The 16,783-nt window shown below is 35.5% G+C and carries 17 protein-coding genes; 16 read left to right on the top strand and 1 reads right to left on the bottom strand.

Features of this window, described 5'->3' with window-relative positions; all coding sequences use genetic code 11:
• The first annotated feature begins 283 nt into the window (after nt 1–283).
• Genes LVD15_RS05890 through LVD15_RS05845 form a run of 10 tightly spaced genes read left to right on the top strand, consistent with a single transcriptional unit; the run spans nt 284 to nt 10,746 of the window.
• A complete protein-coding gene (locus LVD15_RS05890) occupies nt 284–1,540 on the top strand; it encodes a UDP-N-acetylglucosamine 1-carboxyvinyltransferase (protein ID WP_233779376.1) in 1,257 nt (418 codons plus the stop codon).
• Complete coding sequence (gene murB / locus LVD15_RS05885; RefSeq protein ID WP_233779375.1) at nt 1,524–2,432, top strand: UDP-N-acetylmuramate dehydrogenase; 909 nt, start codon at nt 1,524–1,526, stop codon at nt 2,430–2,432. The genes LVD15_RS05890 and murB overlap by 17 nt, the downstream gene beginning before the upstream one ends.
• Before the next feature lie 32 nt (nt 2,433–2,464).
• Entirely contained in the window at nt 2,465–2,974 is a 510-nt protein-coding gene (locus LVD15_RS05880) for a serine O-acetyltransferase (protein ID WP_233779374.1), read from the top strand.
• Nucleotides 2,975–2,981: 7 nt separating this feature from the next.
• Nucleotides 2,982–4,265, top strand: coding sequence for an oligosaccharide flippase family protein (locus LVD15_RS05875; protein ID WP_233779373.1), 1,284 nt, complete (start codon nt 2,982–2,984; stop codon nt 4,263–4,265).
• Nucleotides 4,262–5,440 carry a glycosyltransferase family protein gene (locus LVD15_RS05870; protein ID WP_233779372.1) on the top strand — a complete coding sequence of 393 codons (1,179 nt, stop codon included), beginning with the start codon at nt 4,262–4,264 and terminating at the stop codon, nt 5,438–5,440. Before LVD15_RS05875 ends, LVD15_RS05870 begins: the two co-directional genes overlap by 4 nt.
• The gene (locus tag LVD15_RS05865) at nt 5,441–6,649 is read left to right on the top strand and encodes an O-antigen ligase family protein (RefSeq protein WP_233779371.1); all 1,209 of its coding nucleotides are present in this window, start codon (nt 5,441–5,443) and stop codon (nt 6,647–6,649) included.
• Entirely contained in the window at nt 6,642–7,631 is a 990-nt protein-coding gene (locus LVD15_RS05860) for a glycosyltransferase family 4 protein (protein ID WP_233779370.1), read from the top strand. The genes LVD15_RS05865 and LVD15_RS05860 overlap by 8 nt, the downstream gene beginning before the upstream one ends.
• A 1-nt stretch (nt 7,632) precedes the next feature.
• Nucleotides 7,633–8,397: a WecB/TagA/CpsF family glycosyltransferase gene (locus LVD15_RS05855; RefSeq protein ID WP_233779369.1), complete on the top strand. Its 765-nt coding sequence runs from the start codon at nt 7,633–7,635 to the stop codon at nt 8,395–8,397.
• A 21-nt stretch (nt 8,398–8,418) separates the two neighbouring features.
• Nucleotides 8,419–9,639, top strand: coding sequence for an O-antigen ligase family protein (locus tag LVD15_RS05850; protein ID WP_233779368.1), 1,221 nt, complete (start codon nt 8,419–8,421; stop codon nt 9,637–9,639).
• A gap of 54 nt (nt 9,640–9,693) precedes the next feature.
• Nucleotides 9,694–10,746, top strand: coding sequence for an MraY family glycosyltransferase (locus LVD15_RS05845; RefSeq protein WP_233779367.1), 1,053 nt, complete (start codon nt 9,694–9,696; stop codon nt 10,744–10,746).
• 5 nt (nt 10,747–10,751) lie between these two features.
• On the opposite strand, the gene cysQ is transcribed toward LVD15_RS05845, so the two are convergent.
• Nucleotides 10,752–11,516, bottom strand: a complete 765-nt coding sequence (gene cysQ / locus LVD15_RS05840) for a 3'(2'),5'-bisphosphate nucleotidase CysQ (protein ID WP_233779366.1) — start codon at nt 11,514–11,516, stop codon at nt 10,752–10,754.
• A gap of 80 nt (nt 11,517–11,596) precedes the next feature.
• On the opposite strand from cysQ, the gene cysC reads away from it, so the two are divergent.
• The 6 genes from cysC (at nt 11,597) to LVD15_RS05810 (ending at nt 16,780) form a co-directional block, all read left to right on the top strand.
• Entirely contained in the window at nt 11,597–12,202 is a 606-nt protein-coding gene (cysC, locus tag LVD15_RS05835) for an adenylyl-sulfate kinase (RefSeq protein ID WP_233779365.1), read from the top strand.
• Nucleotides 12,199–13,104 (top strand): sulfate adenylyltransferase subunit CysD, encoded by a 906-nt coding sequence (gene cysD, locus LVD15_RS05830; RefSeq protein WP_233779364.1) that lies wholly within the window; start codon nt 12,199–12,201, stop codon nt 13,102–13,104. Before cysC ends, cysD begins: the two co-directional genes overlap by 4 nt.
• Nucleotides 13,105–13,176: 72 nt before the next feature.
• Nucleotides 13,177–14,457 carry a sulfate adenylyltransferase subunit CysN gene (cysN, locus tag LVD15_RS05825; RefSeq protein WP_233779363.1) on the top strand — a complete coding sequence of 427 codons (1,281 nt, stop codon included), beginning with the start codon at nt 13,177–13,179 and terminating at the stop codon, nt 14,455–14,457.
• A 3-nt stretch (nt 14,458–14,460) separates the two neighbouring features.
• Nucleotides 14,461–15,486, top strand: a complete 1,026-nt coding sequence (pheS, locus tag LVD15_RS05820; RefSeq protein ID WP_233779362.1) for a phenylalanine--tRNA ligase subunit alpha — start codon at nt 14,461–14,463, stop codon at nt 15,484–15,486.
• A complete protein-coding gene (locus LVD15_RS05815) occupies nt 15,487–16,350 on the top strand; it encodes a 3-hydroxyacyl-CoA dehydrogenase NAD-binding domain-containing protein (RefSeq protein ID WP_233779361.1) in 864 nt (287 codons plus the stop codon). It abuts the gene before it with no gap.
• Nucleotides 16,343–16,780 carry a Rieske 2Fe-2S domain-containing protein gene (locus tag LVD15_RS05810; protein ID WP_233779360.1) on the top strand — a complete coding sequence of 146 codons (438 nt, stop codon included), beginning with the start codon at nt 16,343–16,345 and terminating at the stop codon, nt 16,778–16,780. The genes LVD15_RS05815 and LVD15_RS05810 overlap by 8 nt, the downstream gene beginning before the upstream one ends.
• Nucleotides 16,781–16,783: the final 3 nt, after the last annotated feature.

Raw genomic sequence — 16,783 nt, 5'->3', positions numbered from 1 at the left:
ATGGAGGAGAAAATAGCTGAAGATCGCAAAGTATAAATTGATAGTCTATAGTATTAATTCGCTTATTATTTTACTACTATTATAGTAATAAGATTGCTTAAGTGACCATGAATTCTTTTTGGTGTAGAAGGGTGTATGTTTTTTTCTTTTGAAACTTTATACAGGTTTATTTAATATTGCTTTTAGGTTTAATTATAAGATCTCTTATTCATTCTGTAACCTTAAATTTTATCCTTTAAGAGGATTTTACACTAAAATTTCATTATTATAAAAGCATATTTTTTTGGAAAATTTTAAATATCATATTAAGCCTGACAGGCTGGTTGGTAAGGTAAAGCTTAGTGGAGCAAAAAATAGTGCGTTGCGTTTATTAGCAGCTTCGATGCTTACCAATGAAAGCATTAATTTAACTGATTATCCCGCAGACTTATTGGATGTAAAAGTTCATGAGGAGATGCTTATGAATCTGGGGAAGACAGTTCATCACCATAAAAAGGATGAAGTTATAATTAGTGAATCAAGTGATCTAATTACAACTTTAAGCTGGGAAGGCAGGTCAATCAGAAATACATTATTGATACTGGGGGCACTACTGACTAGATACGGTAAGGGAGCGGTACCTTTACCGGGTGGGTGCAAATTGGGGGAAAGAAAATATGATTTGCATGAGATGATTTTTAGGGAAATGGGTGCAGAAGTTTGGATGGATGGCGACTATTTGCATGCGGAATCTAAGGGGAGGCTGCAAGGCTGTGAAATTAGATTGCCGATAAGATCAACAGGAGCAACTGAAAATGCGATAATTTGTGGTTGCTTAGCTACTGGCGTTACAAGGGTTTGGAACCCACATATTCGGCCTGAAATAATGGATCTTATACAAATGTTAAATAAAATGGGAGCTTCAATTACTGTGTATGGGCAAGAGCATATCAGAATAGAAGGTAAAGAATCTTTATCTGGAACAAACCATAATGTGATATTAGATAATATGGAGGCACTAACATGGTTAATTGGTTCTGTCATGACAAATGGAGATGTAGAAATTGATGGTTTTCCATTCAAAGATCTTGAAGTACCTTTAATTTTTTTAAGAGAAAGTGGTGCTAGGTTTTTTAGATCTGATGATGCGATTATTATAAGAGGAGGAAAGTGTTTTCCGTTAGAGATAAGTACTGGACCTTATCCTGGGATAAATTCAGATATGCAACCCATTATGGCTGCTTATGCTTCCCAGGCATCGGGAGATTCAAAAATTATTGATCTGAGATTCCCTGGAAGGTATCAATATGCAGAGGAAATGGAAAAAGTTGGATTTAAGAGTAGTGTTGAAGGTAATTTGTTAAATATCAATGGACCGTGTAAAATAATAGGAGGAAGTGCTAGAGCGGTAGATCTTCGAGCTGGTGCTGCCTTAGCATTGTTAGGACTTGTTTCCCAGGAAGGTATTGTCATTGAAGACGCTTGGCAGATTGATAGAGGGTATAATAATTTTGTTGAAAAATTTAGAAATCTAGGAGGAAGGATTGAAAGAGTCAATTGAAAAGTTGGAAAAATTGATTCCTGATTTAAAAAGGGATATTGATCTTTCAAATTATACGACTTGGAAGATCGGAGGAAAAGCTAAATATTTCTGGTTTCCAGTGGCTGATAAAGTGGCTGACGTTATTTCTTTTTGTTACCAAAATGGTATCAAGGTTTATTTTTTAGGCAGAGGGTCTAATGTTTTAATTGACGATAAAGGTCTTGATGGTTTAGTGATTTGTACAAAAAAAGCTCTCCGGTCAATTAATAATGCGGATGATTTTATAATAGCAGAGAGTGGAGTCCCCTTACCTATGCTAGCAAAATACGCAGCAAAATTAGGATGTAGCGGATATGAATTTTTGATTGGAATACCAGGTACCGTTGGTGGAGGGATAGTAATGAATGCTGGCTTAACAGCAAGAACTATTCTTGAAATAGGAGAGTTACTGGTTGATATTGAGGCCATTGACAATATGGGAAATCAATTAACCTTGGTTAAGGATGATCTTCAGTTGGGCTATAGATACAGTTCTATTTTGGGAAACGAACTATTTATCTTAAGTGCAAGATTTAGAATGGGGGATAAATCAGATGCTAATAAAATTAAGGAGCGCACACTTTTTAATTTAAAAGATAGAAAGGCTAAACAACCATTAACTAAGGCCACAGCAGGAAGTACATTCAAACAGCCGGCTGGAGGTAAATCGGCTGGATGGTATATAGATAAAGCTGGGTTAAAAGGATATCGGTGTGGAACCGCTGTAGTAAGCGAGAAACATGCTAATTGGATTGAAGTAGATAAAAATGCATCTTCTAAGGATGTTAGAAGTTTAATGCAGACTATTCAAGTGGAGGTAAAAGCAAAATTTTCAATTGACCTGGAGCCAGAAGTTATTTTTTTGACTTAGGTTTATAATGAAAGGCGGATATGGTTTCAGTCATGAAGATCATTAAAGATGATCTGATTTTCTACGGAGGAAAATCAATTTCTAAAAGAATTGGAGTTTGGATGTTTCATACGGGATTTCAGTTGCTTGCTCTATATAGGGTTATGTATTTTGTTAATACTACAAAAATAAGGCGTTTAAATCTAGTATTAGGCTATTTTCAGAAGGTGATTTTTTCTAGCGAGATATCAGCTAGTGCCCAGTTGGGCGCTCGCATAAAATTCCCTCACCCATTTGGGGTAGTTATAGGTGAAAATGTGAAAGTAGGGAATAACGTCACCATTTTTCAGCAAGTAACAATGGGTAGCCATGGGAAGAAATCAAGTGAAAAATCATATCCTACAATCGGAAATAATTGCATTATATACTCTGGAGCCAAGATTATTGGAGGTGTTCATTTAGGTGAAAATGTCAATGTAGGGGCTAACTCTGTAGTTTTGGAAGATGTGCCTGAAAATTGTGTGGCTGTGGGTGTGCCATCAAAAGTTATTTATCCAAAGTAAGATTGATGTGGGCAGTTTTTTTAAAAACTTTTTAAGTGTATTTCTCAGTAATACCACCTCTATAGCTTTAAATTTTTTGTCTGGTATTTTGTTAGCGAGGTTATTAGGAGCAGAAGGTAGAGGTTTATTGTCAACTTTGCTGGTGGTTCCAACTATTATTTTTAGTATCGCAGAGTTGGGTATTAAACAGTCTGCTATTTATCACCTAAGTAATACAATGAATTCAACTAAAGATGTGATATCTGCAATGATTAACATTTTTTTGGGAGCAAGTATTATAAGCTTTATTGCGTGCTTTAGTATAATATTTGCTTTAAATATGAGCTCAAGTGTTATGCTCAGCCTTTTAATATGTCTGTTTATACCCTCTAAATTATGGATTTCCTATTCAAGTGGGATTTTATTGGCAAAGCAATCTTATAAAGAATTTAATCATCTGAATTGGGTGCCACCTGTAATTAACTGTATAGGTGTTATTGTGCTTGTTCATTATTTGAAGATGGAGGTTGTTGGAGCAATATTGGTTTTACTTGCATCAAATCTTTTTTTATCTATTTATGCTTTTATTATTATAACCAAGAGGTATGAAATAGAATTTGGAGTGAGCATTGTTCTAATAAAGAGTTTGCTAAAAAAGGGATTTGTTTATGCTTTAGCTCTTTTCTTTGTACAGTTGAATTACAAGCTGGACATATTGCTCTTGGATCGATGGGTTTCGTCTGCTGAAATTGGCAATTACACTTTGGGTGTAAATCTTGTGGAACAAATTTGGCTTGTACCTACTGCTATAGGAACCGTAATCTTGGCTCGAACTGCCAATTCTAAAAATTCTTTGGAGAATACTAACGAAGTCTTAGTAATTCTTAAAATTTCTTTTATTCTAGGATTTTTCATGTGTTTTTTAGCGTATTTCTTGGCCCCAATTTTTATACCGATTATTTATGGTAAAGAGTTTTCGTCGAGTGTATTAGTTATTCAATACCTCTTACCTGGCATATTGATTTTCGTGATTTTTAAAGTTTTAAATAGTCAGTTAGCAGGAATTGGGAGACCGGACATTGCGTTAAAAGTTTTTATTCCAGCAGTAATGCTAAACATAGTTTTAAATATAATTCTGATACCATCAAAAGGAGTCATTGGAGCGGCAATAGCAACTAATGTTAGTTACTTTGCGAGTGTGGTTCTAATAATTATCTTTTACAGAAGAATCCATTCGTTACCGTATAAGTCAATAATAATGATTAGTAAATATGAATTGCAACAATTCTATAAAATCTTAAAAATTAAATGAAGGTTTTATACCTAATTTCAAATTTAGGAAAGGAAATTGGTGGTGGACATACATATAGTATGCTAACCACGATTAAAGCACTATCATCAGTTGTAGAGCCAAGTATCGCAGTAATAGGTCTTAAGCCATACAAAATATTGGAAGGTGTAGAATTGCGGAACGATTTCGTTTATTGTAGAGGGTGTGATTTTTCAACTGCAATGCATCAATTACATAGAATTTTTAAAGAAATTAAGCCAGACGTAATTCATGCTTTTGATATTCATGCCTATTTATTCGCTAGATTTTTAAATACTAAGTTCAGAGTGGGGGTTATTTTAACTAAATGTGGAGGCCCTAATCCACCCCATTATTTCCCTAAATTTGATGCGATGATAAATTTTTCAAAAGAAAATGATCTGTTTTTTGAGCATAGAGCTAGATATAGTAATGGGAAGAGATACCTTATTCCAAATAGAGTGATACAGGTGCGACCAGATAAATTGAGAATTAATAAACTTAAAACAAGAATTAACCTTGATGGTGTTGTCTTCCTACGTGTTGCTAGAATTGGCGAAGCATATGAAAGTAGTATTAAACAAAGTATTAATTTAGTAGAACGATTGAGAAGGGATGGTCAAACGTGTACCTTACTTGTTGTCGGGGTTGTTTACGATCATGATATATTTCAGAACCTATCTGATTCATCTCCATCCTACGTTCATTTTGTGACGGAAGATGAATTTACTAAAAATGCAAGTGAACTGATTAATGTATCTAATTACGTGATTGGTACTGGGCGTGGCTTAATGGAGGCCGCTAGTCTGGGGAAGGTTATACTTACCCCAGTATTAGGGAGTGATATACCTGTTCTAGTTGATGATATGACATTTCAAAGTGTCTCAAAAAGCAACTTTTCTCCAAGAAACGAGGTAAATGAAGATATTGTTGAGAAGTCATACTTAAAAATCAGGCGCTCAATTCTTGATGTTGACTATAGAGAAGGTTTGGAGAAATTTTCCCAACAAATGTTTAAAGTTAATTTTGACTTGTTAGAAAAACGCAGTGAATATAATCGTTTGTATTTGTCGTTACAGAAGGAAATAAGAAGATGTAGTTTTGATCTGTTATTGCATCTCTTATATACTATGAGAACATTTGTTTTGTATAAAAACAGGATGAAAAGAAATAGTTAAATGATCAAAAAAGCTTCAAGTTATTATTTAGTTAATTTTGTGATTGCCTTAATGTTGTTTGTCCTTACAACTTTGAGATTTACATATTTATTAAATAATTCAATTTATAACCTATTGTTCGGAGCAGTTAGTCTAGGGGTATTATTCTTATACCTTTATAGTGATTCTTCCACTCCAATAAAGGTTAATAATTTAATAATTCTGGTTATAGCTATTCTTTTTTTAGGTATAGGTATGGTAGGAAGCCTTTATCAAGGCATGCCATTTGAAAATGCAATACATGATCTTTCTAGATACCTTTTACTCTTGGCCTTATTTTACTTAGGCATAGTAGTCGCTAAATTTTTGCCAAGTAGGGTTGTTTGGAGTGGTCTTATAATAATCTTTACTTTTCATCTTATTTATTGTTTGTTTGATCTGTATGGTAATGAGGTGACAGTCATCCACGGTCATAGTCGTTTATCTGGTTATTTTGAGCGTGAAGGGCAGTTTGGTACATTTTTAGGGTTACTGGTGATTTTTCTTTATGTGGGAATAGTTAGGTCTTCGGGATACCAAAGATTTCTATGTTTAGTTTCTTTTATTTTGTTCTGTTTTCTTTTAGCAGCTAACGATACTCTTCGGGCGATTGTAATTTTGATAGGAGCCTTCTCCATTTATTATGTAATTCATAAGAGAAAATTCATACAACTTATCATTCTCTTTTTGTTTTTAATTATTGGCCTATCATTTAATCATGAAGTACAAGATAGATTAATAACAACATTAGGTTCGTCTTATAATATTTCTGAAATCTCAGGAAAAAAACTTGATAGTTCTTTTCAATGGAGGGTTTTGCAGTGGTATCATTTGGTTACTGACTGGTTTCAAAATTATCTTTTTTTTGGGCGTGGTCTTGGACAAGAAACTGAACTGAATGGTTTTTCTACCCCTGATGGACGTGGATATGAGGCTCACTCTAATTTTGTTAAAATCTTAGTAGAAACTGGTCTCGTAGGAATGACTTTATTTTCAATAATCATGGCCTTCATGATCAAGAAGTTTACAATCCTAATCAAGCAATTAGAAATGGAAGAGATATATATTTTTTTCTATTATTTTCTACTTGGTTTTTTTTTAGGTGATACATTATTCACAGTGGCTTTTTTTATATTCATCATCTATTTAGGGATACTTACGGTCGAAAAAAATAATAAGTTGCATGGTTAATATTTTGCAAGTCACAAATGCTTACCCTACAGAAAAATTTCCACTTCATGGTATATTTGTTAAGGAACAGTTGAATTCCTTACGGAAGTTAAACTGTGAATTCGATTTATATGTTATTAATGGTAAGGAAGAGGGAAAGAAAGCGTATTATAAAGCCTATAAGGAGCTTCGTTCTATCTTGCCGAAGTATAATGTCATTCATTGTCATCACTTATTGGCCGCTTTAGTGGTATTATTAATTAAACCTGCACATACTAAGGTCTTAGTTTCTTTTTTAAGTGATGGAGGTAAAGAATTGATACTTCCTAATTTTGGATTCAATAAATTGGTTGGTGAAAGGCTTTTTAGGTATGTCTCTTTAAATAGTGATATAAGAATTTTTAAAAAGGGGATTCCCGGTAAATTTAAAGATGACCCTAACAGTTATTATCTGCCAAACGGCGTGAATATGGATTTCTTTTATCCTAAAGGTAAATTTTCTTCAAAAGAAAAATTAGGCTTGGATCAAAGTAAGAAATATATTCTATTCGCAAGTTTAAATAATAGGGATCGCCGGGAAAAGAGATATGATATTTTTAAGGAAACTCTGTGTATCCTAAAGGATGAATATGGATATGATGATGTAGAGGAGCTTCTATTAATAAAGGTTGAAAGAGATTTGGTTCCCCTTTATTTTAATGCGGCAGAGTTACATTTATTAACTTCTGACTTCGAAGGGTCGCCGAATTCAGTGAAGGAAAGTTTAAGTTGCAATACTTCTGTAGTTTCTACAGACGTTGGAAATGTTAGGGAATTAGTTAACGGCTTGGAAGGTTGCTTCGTTAGTGACTCAAATAACCCTCGTGACTTAGCCGCCCTTGTTGATAAAAGCTTTAAGAAGAATATTGCTGAAAATAAATATAGAGAGTCCATTGTTAAACTAAAGCTAGATATGGAATCTGTAGCTATTGAGTTATTGAAGATTTATAAAAGTCTAGAATAAAATGACAGAAAAAATCATATGTAGAGGAATTGAACATGTTAATATTGGTCCTATTAAGGTTTCTAATGTTAATTATGAAATTATGTTAGAGTGCATTGACAATGCTATATTTAGTGATGATAAACTCACAATTGTTTATGCAAATGCCAATACACTGAATCGAGCTTCGTCAGATTCGTTATTCTGTGATTCGATAAATGAGGCCGATATAGTACACCCGGATGGTATTGGTGTTTTTTCAGCATCTAAGGTTTTGAAAATGCCATTAAGGGAAAGGTTTAATTGGACTGATTACGGATTTGATTTTTTGGAGGAATGTAATGAAAGAGGGTGGAAAATTTTTTTTTTAGGATCTACAACAGAAAGATTAAATAAGGCTTTGGTAGAATTGGAGTTCCTTTATCCTGGATTGCAAATTGTTGGTTGTAAAAATGGCTATGAAGATGTTGATGACCCCAAGATTTTTAAAGAAATTAATGAATGTAGTCCCGATATTCTATGGGTGGGAATGGGATCGCCGAAACAGGAGATTTGGATATATAAAAATATTGATAAGCTGAATTGTAATGTGGTTCAAGCGGTGGGTGATTTGTATGCTCTTTTTTCTGGAGAAAAACCTAGAGGGTCACGTGCTATTAGAAAACTTGGATTGGAATGGATGGTACGCTTATTTCATGATCCAAGGAAGTATTGGAAGCGTACAGTTATAGGCATTCCTAAATTTATCAGAAACGTGATTAAACTTAAAATTAATAAAAGTTTATAGGTGGAGCGAGAGTGTCTAAAATTGGAAAGGTTATACTTTTTGGGGTTAGTTTGTGTTGCTTTTGTAATGCCATTTGGCATTGTTTTGAGTAATATTTCAATAATTGGCCTTTTTATAATTTGGCTTATAGTAAAGAAAAGGCAAGTTAACGCTAAGCAGAGATATTCGATTTTAATGTTTATTAGTCTTTTTATTATAAGTGTTGTTGGATTGATTTGGACCTCTACAATTTCTAAGGGACTTTTTACAGTTGAAAAGTCTTTTGCACTTTTGTTATTTCCTATAATTATTGGCACAGGCCCAAAACTAAAAAGGGAGCAATTAATTTGGGTTTTACTAATGTTCTCAGTTTCTGTAATAATAGCTTCTTGTATTTCACTTTTGGATAGATTACACTTTATTTATCTCACAAATCGCTCCTTAGTCACAATATTTAAATATTACAATACCCATTTAAATTTTCTTTCTTTACTTGGCTTACATCCAACTTATTTTTCGTTGTATCTACTTTTTTCAATGATATCTTTAACCATTATCTTTTGCATAAAAGATCGGCCGGTAGGTATTCCTTTGATTGTTTTGGTTATAGCTATTCTGTTTATCACATTTATAATTTACTTATGTGCTTCAAGAAGCATTATATTGATTACGGGGTTATTTGTTTTTTTAAGCTTTACATTATGGTTGTTTAGAAAGTGTAATATTTTGAATGCAACTGCTGTAATATTTGCTATAATAGTATTGTCTGGATTTATTATCTATAATCTCCCGGAAACTAACAATACAAAAAAGAGATTTGAAAATTTAATTAAGGACAACGGTAGCACAAGCTTAAGATATGAGCTGGGTGAGAGCAGGTTCTCACGATGGAAAGTGATATTAGAAAATTATAGTGAATTTTATTTGGTGGGAGTTGGAACAGGTGATAGCCAACAGTTTCTTAATGAATGTTATAGGGAAAATGATTTAAAAAATGCACTGAGGAAAGAATATAATTCTCATAATCAATATTTAGATTATTTTATTAAGTATGGAGTTTTAGGGCTAATTGCTTTTAGTTTAGTGCTTTTTCTTTCTTTAAGGCATGCCTATTATAAAGGAGAGAAATTATATTTAATTTTTATTGTATTGATAATATTGGTTTGCATGGGAGAATCTTTCTTTTTAAGACAGAAAGGGGTTGTTTTTTATTCTTTTTTTAACAGTCTCCTTTTTTTTAACAGTTTTAAAATCTCAGATTAATAATTTTTTGGCAATGTCATTTATCATAACTTTGCGCATCTAAAAAATTCTTAGATGACTGCAATACTATTGGCGATAGCTACATCGTTTATTATCACTTTTTTGGTTATCCCGGTGATCATCAAGTATTCAAAGAAGAAGAGCAAGTTGTTGGATACGCCGGGGAGAAGAAAGATTCATAAAAAGATCACTCCTTCTATGGGAGGGATAGGTATCTTTTCTGGCTTTTTTGTGGCTCTCCTCGTTTGGCTCCCACTTGAGGGGTTTGAGTATTTCAAATATATATTAGCGGGTACGGGCATCATCTTTCTGGTAGGTATGAGGGATGATATTGTGCCGCTTAGGCCTTTGAATAAGCTCATTGGGCAGCTGATCGCTTCTTCAATTGTAGTGCTCTTCTCCGGTGTAAGATTACATTCATTATATGGCCTTTTTGGTATTAATGAACTTAACGAAGTAGCCAGTTATCTATTAACTATCTTTACTTTTATAGTGGTTACTAACTCCTTTAATCTTATAGATGGTCTAGATGGTTTAGCAGGAACTATAGCTACCATAGCGTTAGGAAGCTTTGGCATTTGGTTCTACCTGATAGATCAGCCTTGGGTAGCTTTGTTGGCACTAAGTGTTGCAGGTGCTGTGGTGGCCTTTCTAACTTTTAACTGGGAGCCTTCAAAAATTTTTATGGGAGATACGGGTGCGCTAGTGCTCGGCTTCTTGTTTTCAGTCTTGGTGATTACTTTTATAGATGCCAATTATAATTTGCCGGTAGATAGCCCCTTTCGATTTAGAGCCTCTATTACTTCTGGAATTTGTGTAGTTATTATTCCTTTGTTTGATACGTTGCGTATCTTCATTTTAAGGCTATCTAAAAAGCAGTCTCCATTTGCTCCTGACAAGAACCATATCCACCATGCATTAATGAGGTTGGGTATGAAGCATTCTCAAACAGCATTGGCTTTGGGCTTCCTCAACATCGTTTATATACTTTTAGCTATAATCTGTATGAATGTTAAGGATGCCGTTTTATTGCCAATATTAATTATCTTCTCTGTGGTGCTTTCGCTTACATTAGATTTCCTAATTATCAGAAAGCTAAATCGCTAGGCTTATTAAAAGCCTAGTCCTAGAAAGCCAGTGTTAAGAAGAGATTCTTTATTATAAGTAAATGGTGTTGGTCCTGTTTCTTTAAATACTTTACCGCCAGCACTTTCCAGTACAGCTTGCCCTGCGGCAGTATCCCATTCCATAGTAGGGCCATGTCTGTAGTAAATATCAGCCTTGCCTTCAGCCACCATGCAGAACTTAAGAGAGCTACCTACTGAAATACTATCAGTAACATCATATTCTTTAAGGATAATTTCTTCCTCAGGAGATGCATGAGATTTACTTCTTACAGCTATTCTGTTAGAGGTAGAATTATTCACCTTTAAAGGAGCCTCTTTTCCATTAACCAGTTTGAATGCTCTTTCACCAGTTCCTACGTAAACAACATCAGGCACAGGGGCATAAACTATACCGAACACAGGTTTTTGCTTGCTGATCAGTGCAATATTCACGGTGAACTCACCATTTCTATTGATAAACTCTTTGGTGCCATCAAGCGGATCAATTAGCCAAAATGTATCATAATTTTTTCTGGCGCTATACTCTACCTGCTCTCCCTCTTCTGAAATGATGGGAATATTAGGGTAAAGCTTAGTTAAGCCTTTCATAATCACGTTGTGAGATGCTTTATCAGCTAGGGTAAGCGGCGAATTGTCGCTTTTGTAATCTACATCACCGGCTAGGTCTTTATCATGGTAAATATTAAGGATTGCCTGGCCTGCCTGCAGAGCCAAATCTATCAATTCTTGGGTGTTAATTTGTTCTGTCATGCAAACAAAACTACACAAATGCTTGTATGGTTTATTAATTAACTGAATTAATTGTATTTTTGGCGTTTAAATTTTAATCAATGGCTGACAACATTCACCCTATATTTGATACTATTCTTAGTACTTCAAAGAAAGAAGAGCTGTTAAATCAGAAATCTATCGTAATTTGGATGGTGGGCCTTTCAGGCTCAGGGAAGAGCACTATTGCCAGAGGGCTGGAGAACAAATTGCATGAAGAAGGTTTTCTTACAGCTTTGCTAGACGGAGACAATCTTCGTACCGGACTCAACAATAATCTAGGCTTTTCAGAGGAAGATAGAACAGAAAATATTAGAAGAGCAGCAGAAGCTTCTAAACTATTAGCGGCAAACGGTGTAATTACTATATGTTCGTTGATAAGTCCGACAGAGAGTATCAGAGAAATGGCTAAAACTATATTGCAAGATAAGTACTGCGAAGTATTTATTAACTGTCCTATAGAAGAATGCGAAAAGAGAGATGTGAAGGGTTTATATGCAAAAGCCAGACGAGGAGAAATTAAAAATTTTACAGGGATTGATTCCCCTTTTGAGGAACCTCAGAATGCCAGCATTACAATTTACACTGCTGAACACTCTGTAGAGGATAATTTAGATCAACTTTTAGAATATATTTTGCCAAAAATAAAACCTAGTAAGAATCAATGAAGGCTTACAATCTAACACACCTAAGAGAGCTAGAAGCCGAAGCGATATATGTTATTCGCGAAGTGGCTGCTCAATTTGAAAATCCGGCTATCCTGTTTTCAGGCGGTAAAGACTCTATCACAGTAGCTCACCTGGCTAAAAAAGCTTTTTACCCAGGGAAAGTACCTTTTCCATTAGTGCATATTGACACAGGTCATAATTTTCCTGAAACCATTGAGTTTAGGGATAAATTTGTGGCTGAGTTAGGTGCTGAGCTAATAGTAGGTTCTGTGCAAAAGTCTATTGATGAAGGCAAAGTAGTAGAAGAAAAGGGATATAATGCCAGTAGAAATGGTTTACAAACTGTAACCCTATTGGAAACTATTGAAAATAATAAGTTCGATGCCTGCCTTGGTGGAGCCAGAAGAGATGAGGAAAAAGCCAGAGCTAAAGAAAGGTTCTTCTCTCACAGAGATGAATTTGGGCAGTGGGATCCTAAAAACCAGAGGCCTGAGATCTGGAATATTTTCAATGGAAGAAAACAGTTTGGTGAAAACTTTAGAGTATTCCCTATTAGTAACTGGACTGAGATGGATGTTTGGCAATATATTTTACAGGAGCAAATTGAGCTTCCTCCATTGTATTTCGCTCATGAGAGAGATGTGTTTGTTAGAGATAATGTAATTATGGCTACTTGCGACTTCATTCAGATGAAGGAAACAGAGTCTGCTGAAAAGAAAGTGGTAAGATTTAGAACCATAGGTGATATGACTTGTACTGGAGCAGTAGAGTCATCAGCTTCTACTTTGGAAGATATTATAGAAGAAGTAGCCGCAGCCAGGTCTACTGAGCGTGGTACACGATCAGATGATAAGAGATCAGAGGCAGCTATGGAAGATCGTAAAAAGCAAGGTTATTTTTAGTATCTCTTCACTTTAAACAAAAGCATACTCAAAATTTAAGATTCCCTAAATCTTAGTAAATAAAAGAAACTAATGAGCGATAATAATACAGAATCCAAAGGATATTTAGATATGGAGTTACTGCGCTTCTCTACAGCAGGAAGTGTAGATGACGGTAAAAGTACCCTGATAGGTAGACTTCTATATGATTCTAAGTCTATCTTCCAAGACCAATATGAGGCTATTGAAGAATCTAGCCGCAGAAAAGGAGATGAAAATGTAAACCTGGCTTTACTTACTGATGGGCTTCGTGCAGAGAGAGAGCAAGGTATTACCATAGATGTAGCTTACAGATACTTTGCTACGCCAAAAAGAAAATTCATAATTGCAGATACTCCAGGACATATTCAGTATACCAGGAATATGGTTACAGGAGCATCTACAGCTAACCTGGCCCTGATCTTGGTAGATGCCAGAAACGGGGTGGTAGAGCAGACTTACAGACACACATTTATAGCTTCTTTGCTAGGAATTCCTCACGTAGTATTTTGTATTAACAAAATGGACTTGGTGGATTACAGTCAGGACGTTTATAACAAAATAAAATCTGACATTGAGTCTTTCTCAGCTAAGCTAGATGTTAAAGATATTAGATTTATTCCTATTAGTGCTCTTAAGGGAGATAACGTAGTGAACGAATCTGAAAATATGCCTTGGCATAAAGGCGGTACATTATTGTACATGCTTGAAAACATACACATTGGTAGCGATCATAACCATATTGATTGCCGTTTCCCTGTACAGTATGTAATTAGACCTCAGTCTGATAAACATCATGATTACAGAGGTTATGCAGGTAGAATTGCAGGTGGAGTATTTAAACCTGGGGATGACGTAACGGTATTACCTTCAGGGTTTTCTTCTAAGATCAAGAGTATTGATGCTTATGATGGGGAGTTGAAAGAAGCATTTGCACCTATGTCTGTCACTATCCAGCTGGAAGATGACATTGACATTAGCCGCGGAGACATGATCGTTAGGGAAAATAATAAACCTAATATCGGTCAGGATGTAGATATTATGCTATGCTGGATGAACGATAAGCCAATGGTACCTAACGGTAAGTATGGTATTAAACATACTACAAATGATGCCAGATGTATGGTGAAAACTATTCAATACAAAGTGAATGTTAATACTTTACACCGTATTGAAGATGATAAGGAAATTAAAATGAATGATATTGCCCGCGTAACTTTGCGTACTACAAGACCATTGTTCTTTGATAGATACAGCAGAAACCGCATTACGGGTAGTGTGATATTGATAGATGAAGCGACTAATGAAACTGTAGCCGCAGGCATGATAATTTAAGATATGCAGGAGAAGGTTGATGAAATATTAGCTGAGATTGGAAGCGCTAACGCCTCTAGCCAAGATGAGCTGGAGCAATTTCGTATGCGCTTTATCAGCAAAAAAAGTGTAGTAGGTGAACTGTTTGCAGGCCTTAAGGATGTTCCTAATGACCAAAAAAAGGCCTATGGAATGAAACTTAATGAGGTGAAGCAAGCAGCTCAAAATAAGTTTAAAGAGCTTATTGATCAATTAGAATCTTCTGGTTCTGAAGGATCAGAGCAGCATGGAGACCTTAGCTTACCTCCTGCTGGAGCGGGCTTAGGAAGCATGCATCCTTTAACTTATGTTAGAAATCAGATTATTCAGATCTTTGAAAGAATTGGTTTTAATGTATCTGATGGTCCTGAGATAGAGGATGATTTCCATAATTTTACTGCACTTAATTTCCCTGAAAATCACCCAGCAAGAGAAATGCAGGATACTTTCTTTATAGAGAGAAACCCTGATATGCTTTTAAGAACGCATACTTCTGGTGTGCAAGTGAGGCTTATGGCTAACCAAAAGCCTCCTTTAAGGTCTATTATGCCTGGTAGGGTGTATAGAAACGAAGCTATATCAGCCAGGGCTCATTGTGTTTTTCATCAGGTAGAAGGACTTTACGTAGATAAAAACGTAAGCTTTGTTGACCTTAAACAAACCTTATATCATTTCGCTAAGGAGATGTTCGGTAAGGATACAAAAGTACGTTTCAGACCATCTTATTTTCCTTTTACAGAGCCTAGTGCAGAAATAGATATCTCATGTCAGATCTGTAAAGGAGATGGATGCCAGTTATGTAAATATACAGGCTGGGTAGAAATTGGTGGTTCTGGGATGGTAGATCCTAACGTATTGGCCAATTGTGATATTGATCCTGAAGAATATACCGGTTTTGCATTTGGTATGGGAGTAGAGCGTATTACTCAGCTCAAGTTCAGAGTGAATGATCTACGTCTGTATACTGAAAATGATGTGCGCTTCTTACAGCAATTTAAAACACTTCATTAAATGCTGCATGCGGTTGATGATATAAAAACCGTAGGCATAGTAGGGGCAGGAACTATGGGGTTAGGCATTGCGCAAGTTTGTGCTGCAGCCGGCTTCAAAACTGCTTTGTTTGATATTAATGAGGAGGCGCTTAAAGATGCTGAAAAAAGTATCATAAGCAACTTCAATAAAGGAATAGAAAAAGGAAAGGTTACTGAAAGTCAAAAGGAAGAGGCTTTAAGTAACCTTTCTTTTATTACAGAAATAAATGATCTGAGGGCAGATCTTATTATTGAGGCGGTTTTGGAGAAGTTGGAGGTGAAACAAAAGCTTTTTCAGCAGCTTGAAGATATCAATAGTACCAACACTATTCTAGCCACTAATACATCTTCTATTCCTATTACTAAAATTGCTTCAACTCTGGCTCATCCAGAGCGGGTAGTGGGAGTTCATTTCTTCAACCCGGCCCATATTATGAAGTTGGTAGAAGTAATAGCGGGTAGCAGTACTGAGCCTCATGTGCTAGACGTTACTAAGGCATTCGTTGAGAGACTAGATAAGACGCCTGTATTAGCTAAAGATTCTCCTGGGTTTATAGTGAATAGGGTGGCTCGACATTTTTACGTAGAGAGCCTTAAAATCATCGAAGAAGGGGTGTCTGATGTAGAAGGTGTTGACAGGCTTATGGAGGCTTCAGGCTTTCGTATGGGGCCTTTCAGGTTGATGGATTTAATTGGTGTTGATACTAACTTTTCTGTTACTCAATCTATGTATGAAGCATTTTACTATAATGCTAAATTCAGGCCGAATAGGATACAGGAGCAAAAGGTAAATGCAGGACATAACGGCCGTAAATCAGGCAAAGGTTTTTATAATTATGAATAGATACTTATTACTTATTGTGGTGTTTGCCTTTGGCTTGTTCTCAGGTTGTGGAGAAGAGGGGTATCAGGATGAAATGCCGTATAGTGGTTTTCCTGATGTGTATATGAACCTGGATCTGCCGCAGTTTAATTCACTATCTTTTGATGGAGGTTATTATATTCTTGATGAAGGCGTGCGAGGTATTATTGTCTACAGGTCTAGTGCTACAGAATATCATGCCTATGAGCAAAATTGTCCTTACCATCCTTATGAGGCTTGTGCTACAGTGAGTGTGCACAGCTCAGGCCTATATATATTTTGCCCTTGTTGCCAGTCTCAGTTTAGTTTTGATACAGGCAACCCCATTGGTGGGCCATCTCAATTTCCGCTAAGAGAGTACGCTACTTACCTCACCGTTCGTTCGCTCACCGTTACAGACGAAATTTTATAAATA

The organism is Fulvivirga maritima, assembly GCF_021389955.1.
GTDB lineage: Bacteria > Bacteroidota > Bacteroidia > Cytophagales > Cyclobacteriaceae > Fulvivirga > Fulvivirga maritima.
The sequence above is the reverse complement of the archived record's forward strand: the minus strand, read 5'-3'. Positions and strand labels throughout refer to the sequence as shown.

What these genes read in the sequence shown, in the direction of transcription:
- LVD15_RS05880 (WP_233779374.1), top strand. Translation starts at nt 2,465, where the DNA reads ATGAAGATCATTAAAGATGATCTGATTTTCTACGGAGGAAAATCAATT.
- LVD15_RS05870 (WP_233779372.1), top strand. Translation starts at nt 4,262, where the DNA reads ATGAAGGTTTTATACCTAATTTCAAATTTAGGAAAGGAAATTGGTGGT.
- LVD15_RS05865 (WP_233779371.1), top strand. Translation starts at nt 5,441, where the DNA reads ATGATCAAAAAAGCTTCAAGTTATTATTTAGTTAATTTTGTGATTGCC.
- LVD15_RS05860 (WP_233779370.1), top strand. Translation starts at nt 6,642, where the DNA reads ATGGTTAATATTTTGCAAGTCACAAATGCTTACCCTACAGAAAAATTT.
- LVD15_RS05855 (WP_233779369.1), top strand. Translation starts at nt 7,633, where the DNA reads ATGACAGAAAAAATCATATGTAGAGGAATTGAACATGTTAATATTGGT.
- LVD15_RS05845 (WP_233779367.1), top strand. Translation starts at nt 9,694, where the DNA reads ATGACTGCAATACTATTGGCGATAGCTACATCGTTTATTATCACTTTT.
- cysQ (WP_233779366.1), bottom strand. Translation starts at nt 11,516, where the DNA reads ATGACAGAACAAATTAACACCCAAGAATTGATAGATTTGGCTCTGCAG.
- cysC (WP_233779365.1), top strand. Translation starts at nt 11,597, where the DNA reads ATGGCTGACAACATTCACCCTATATTTGATACTATTCTTAGTACTTCA.
- cysD (WP_233779364.1), top strand. Translation starts at nt 12,199, where the DNA reads ATGAAGGCTTACAATCTAACACACCTAAGAGAGCTAGAAGCCGAAGCG.
- cysN (WP_233779363.1), top strand. Translation starts at nt 13,177, where the DNA reads ATGAGCGATAATAATACAGAATCCAAAGGATATTTAGATATGGAGTTA.
- pheS (WP_233779362.1), top strand. Translation starts at nt 14,461, where the DNA reads ATGCAGGAGAAGGTTGATGAAATATTAGCTGAGATTGGAAGCGCTAAC.
- LVD15_RS05815 (WP_233779361.1), top strand. Translation starts at nt 15,487, where the DNA reads ATGCTGCATGCGGTTGATGATATAAAAACCGTAGGCATAGTAGGGGCA.
- LVD15_RS05810 (WP_233779360.1), top strand. Translation starts at nt 16,343, where the DNA reads ATGAATAGATACTTATTACTTATTGTGGTGTTTGCCTTTGGCTTGTTC.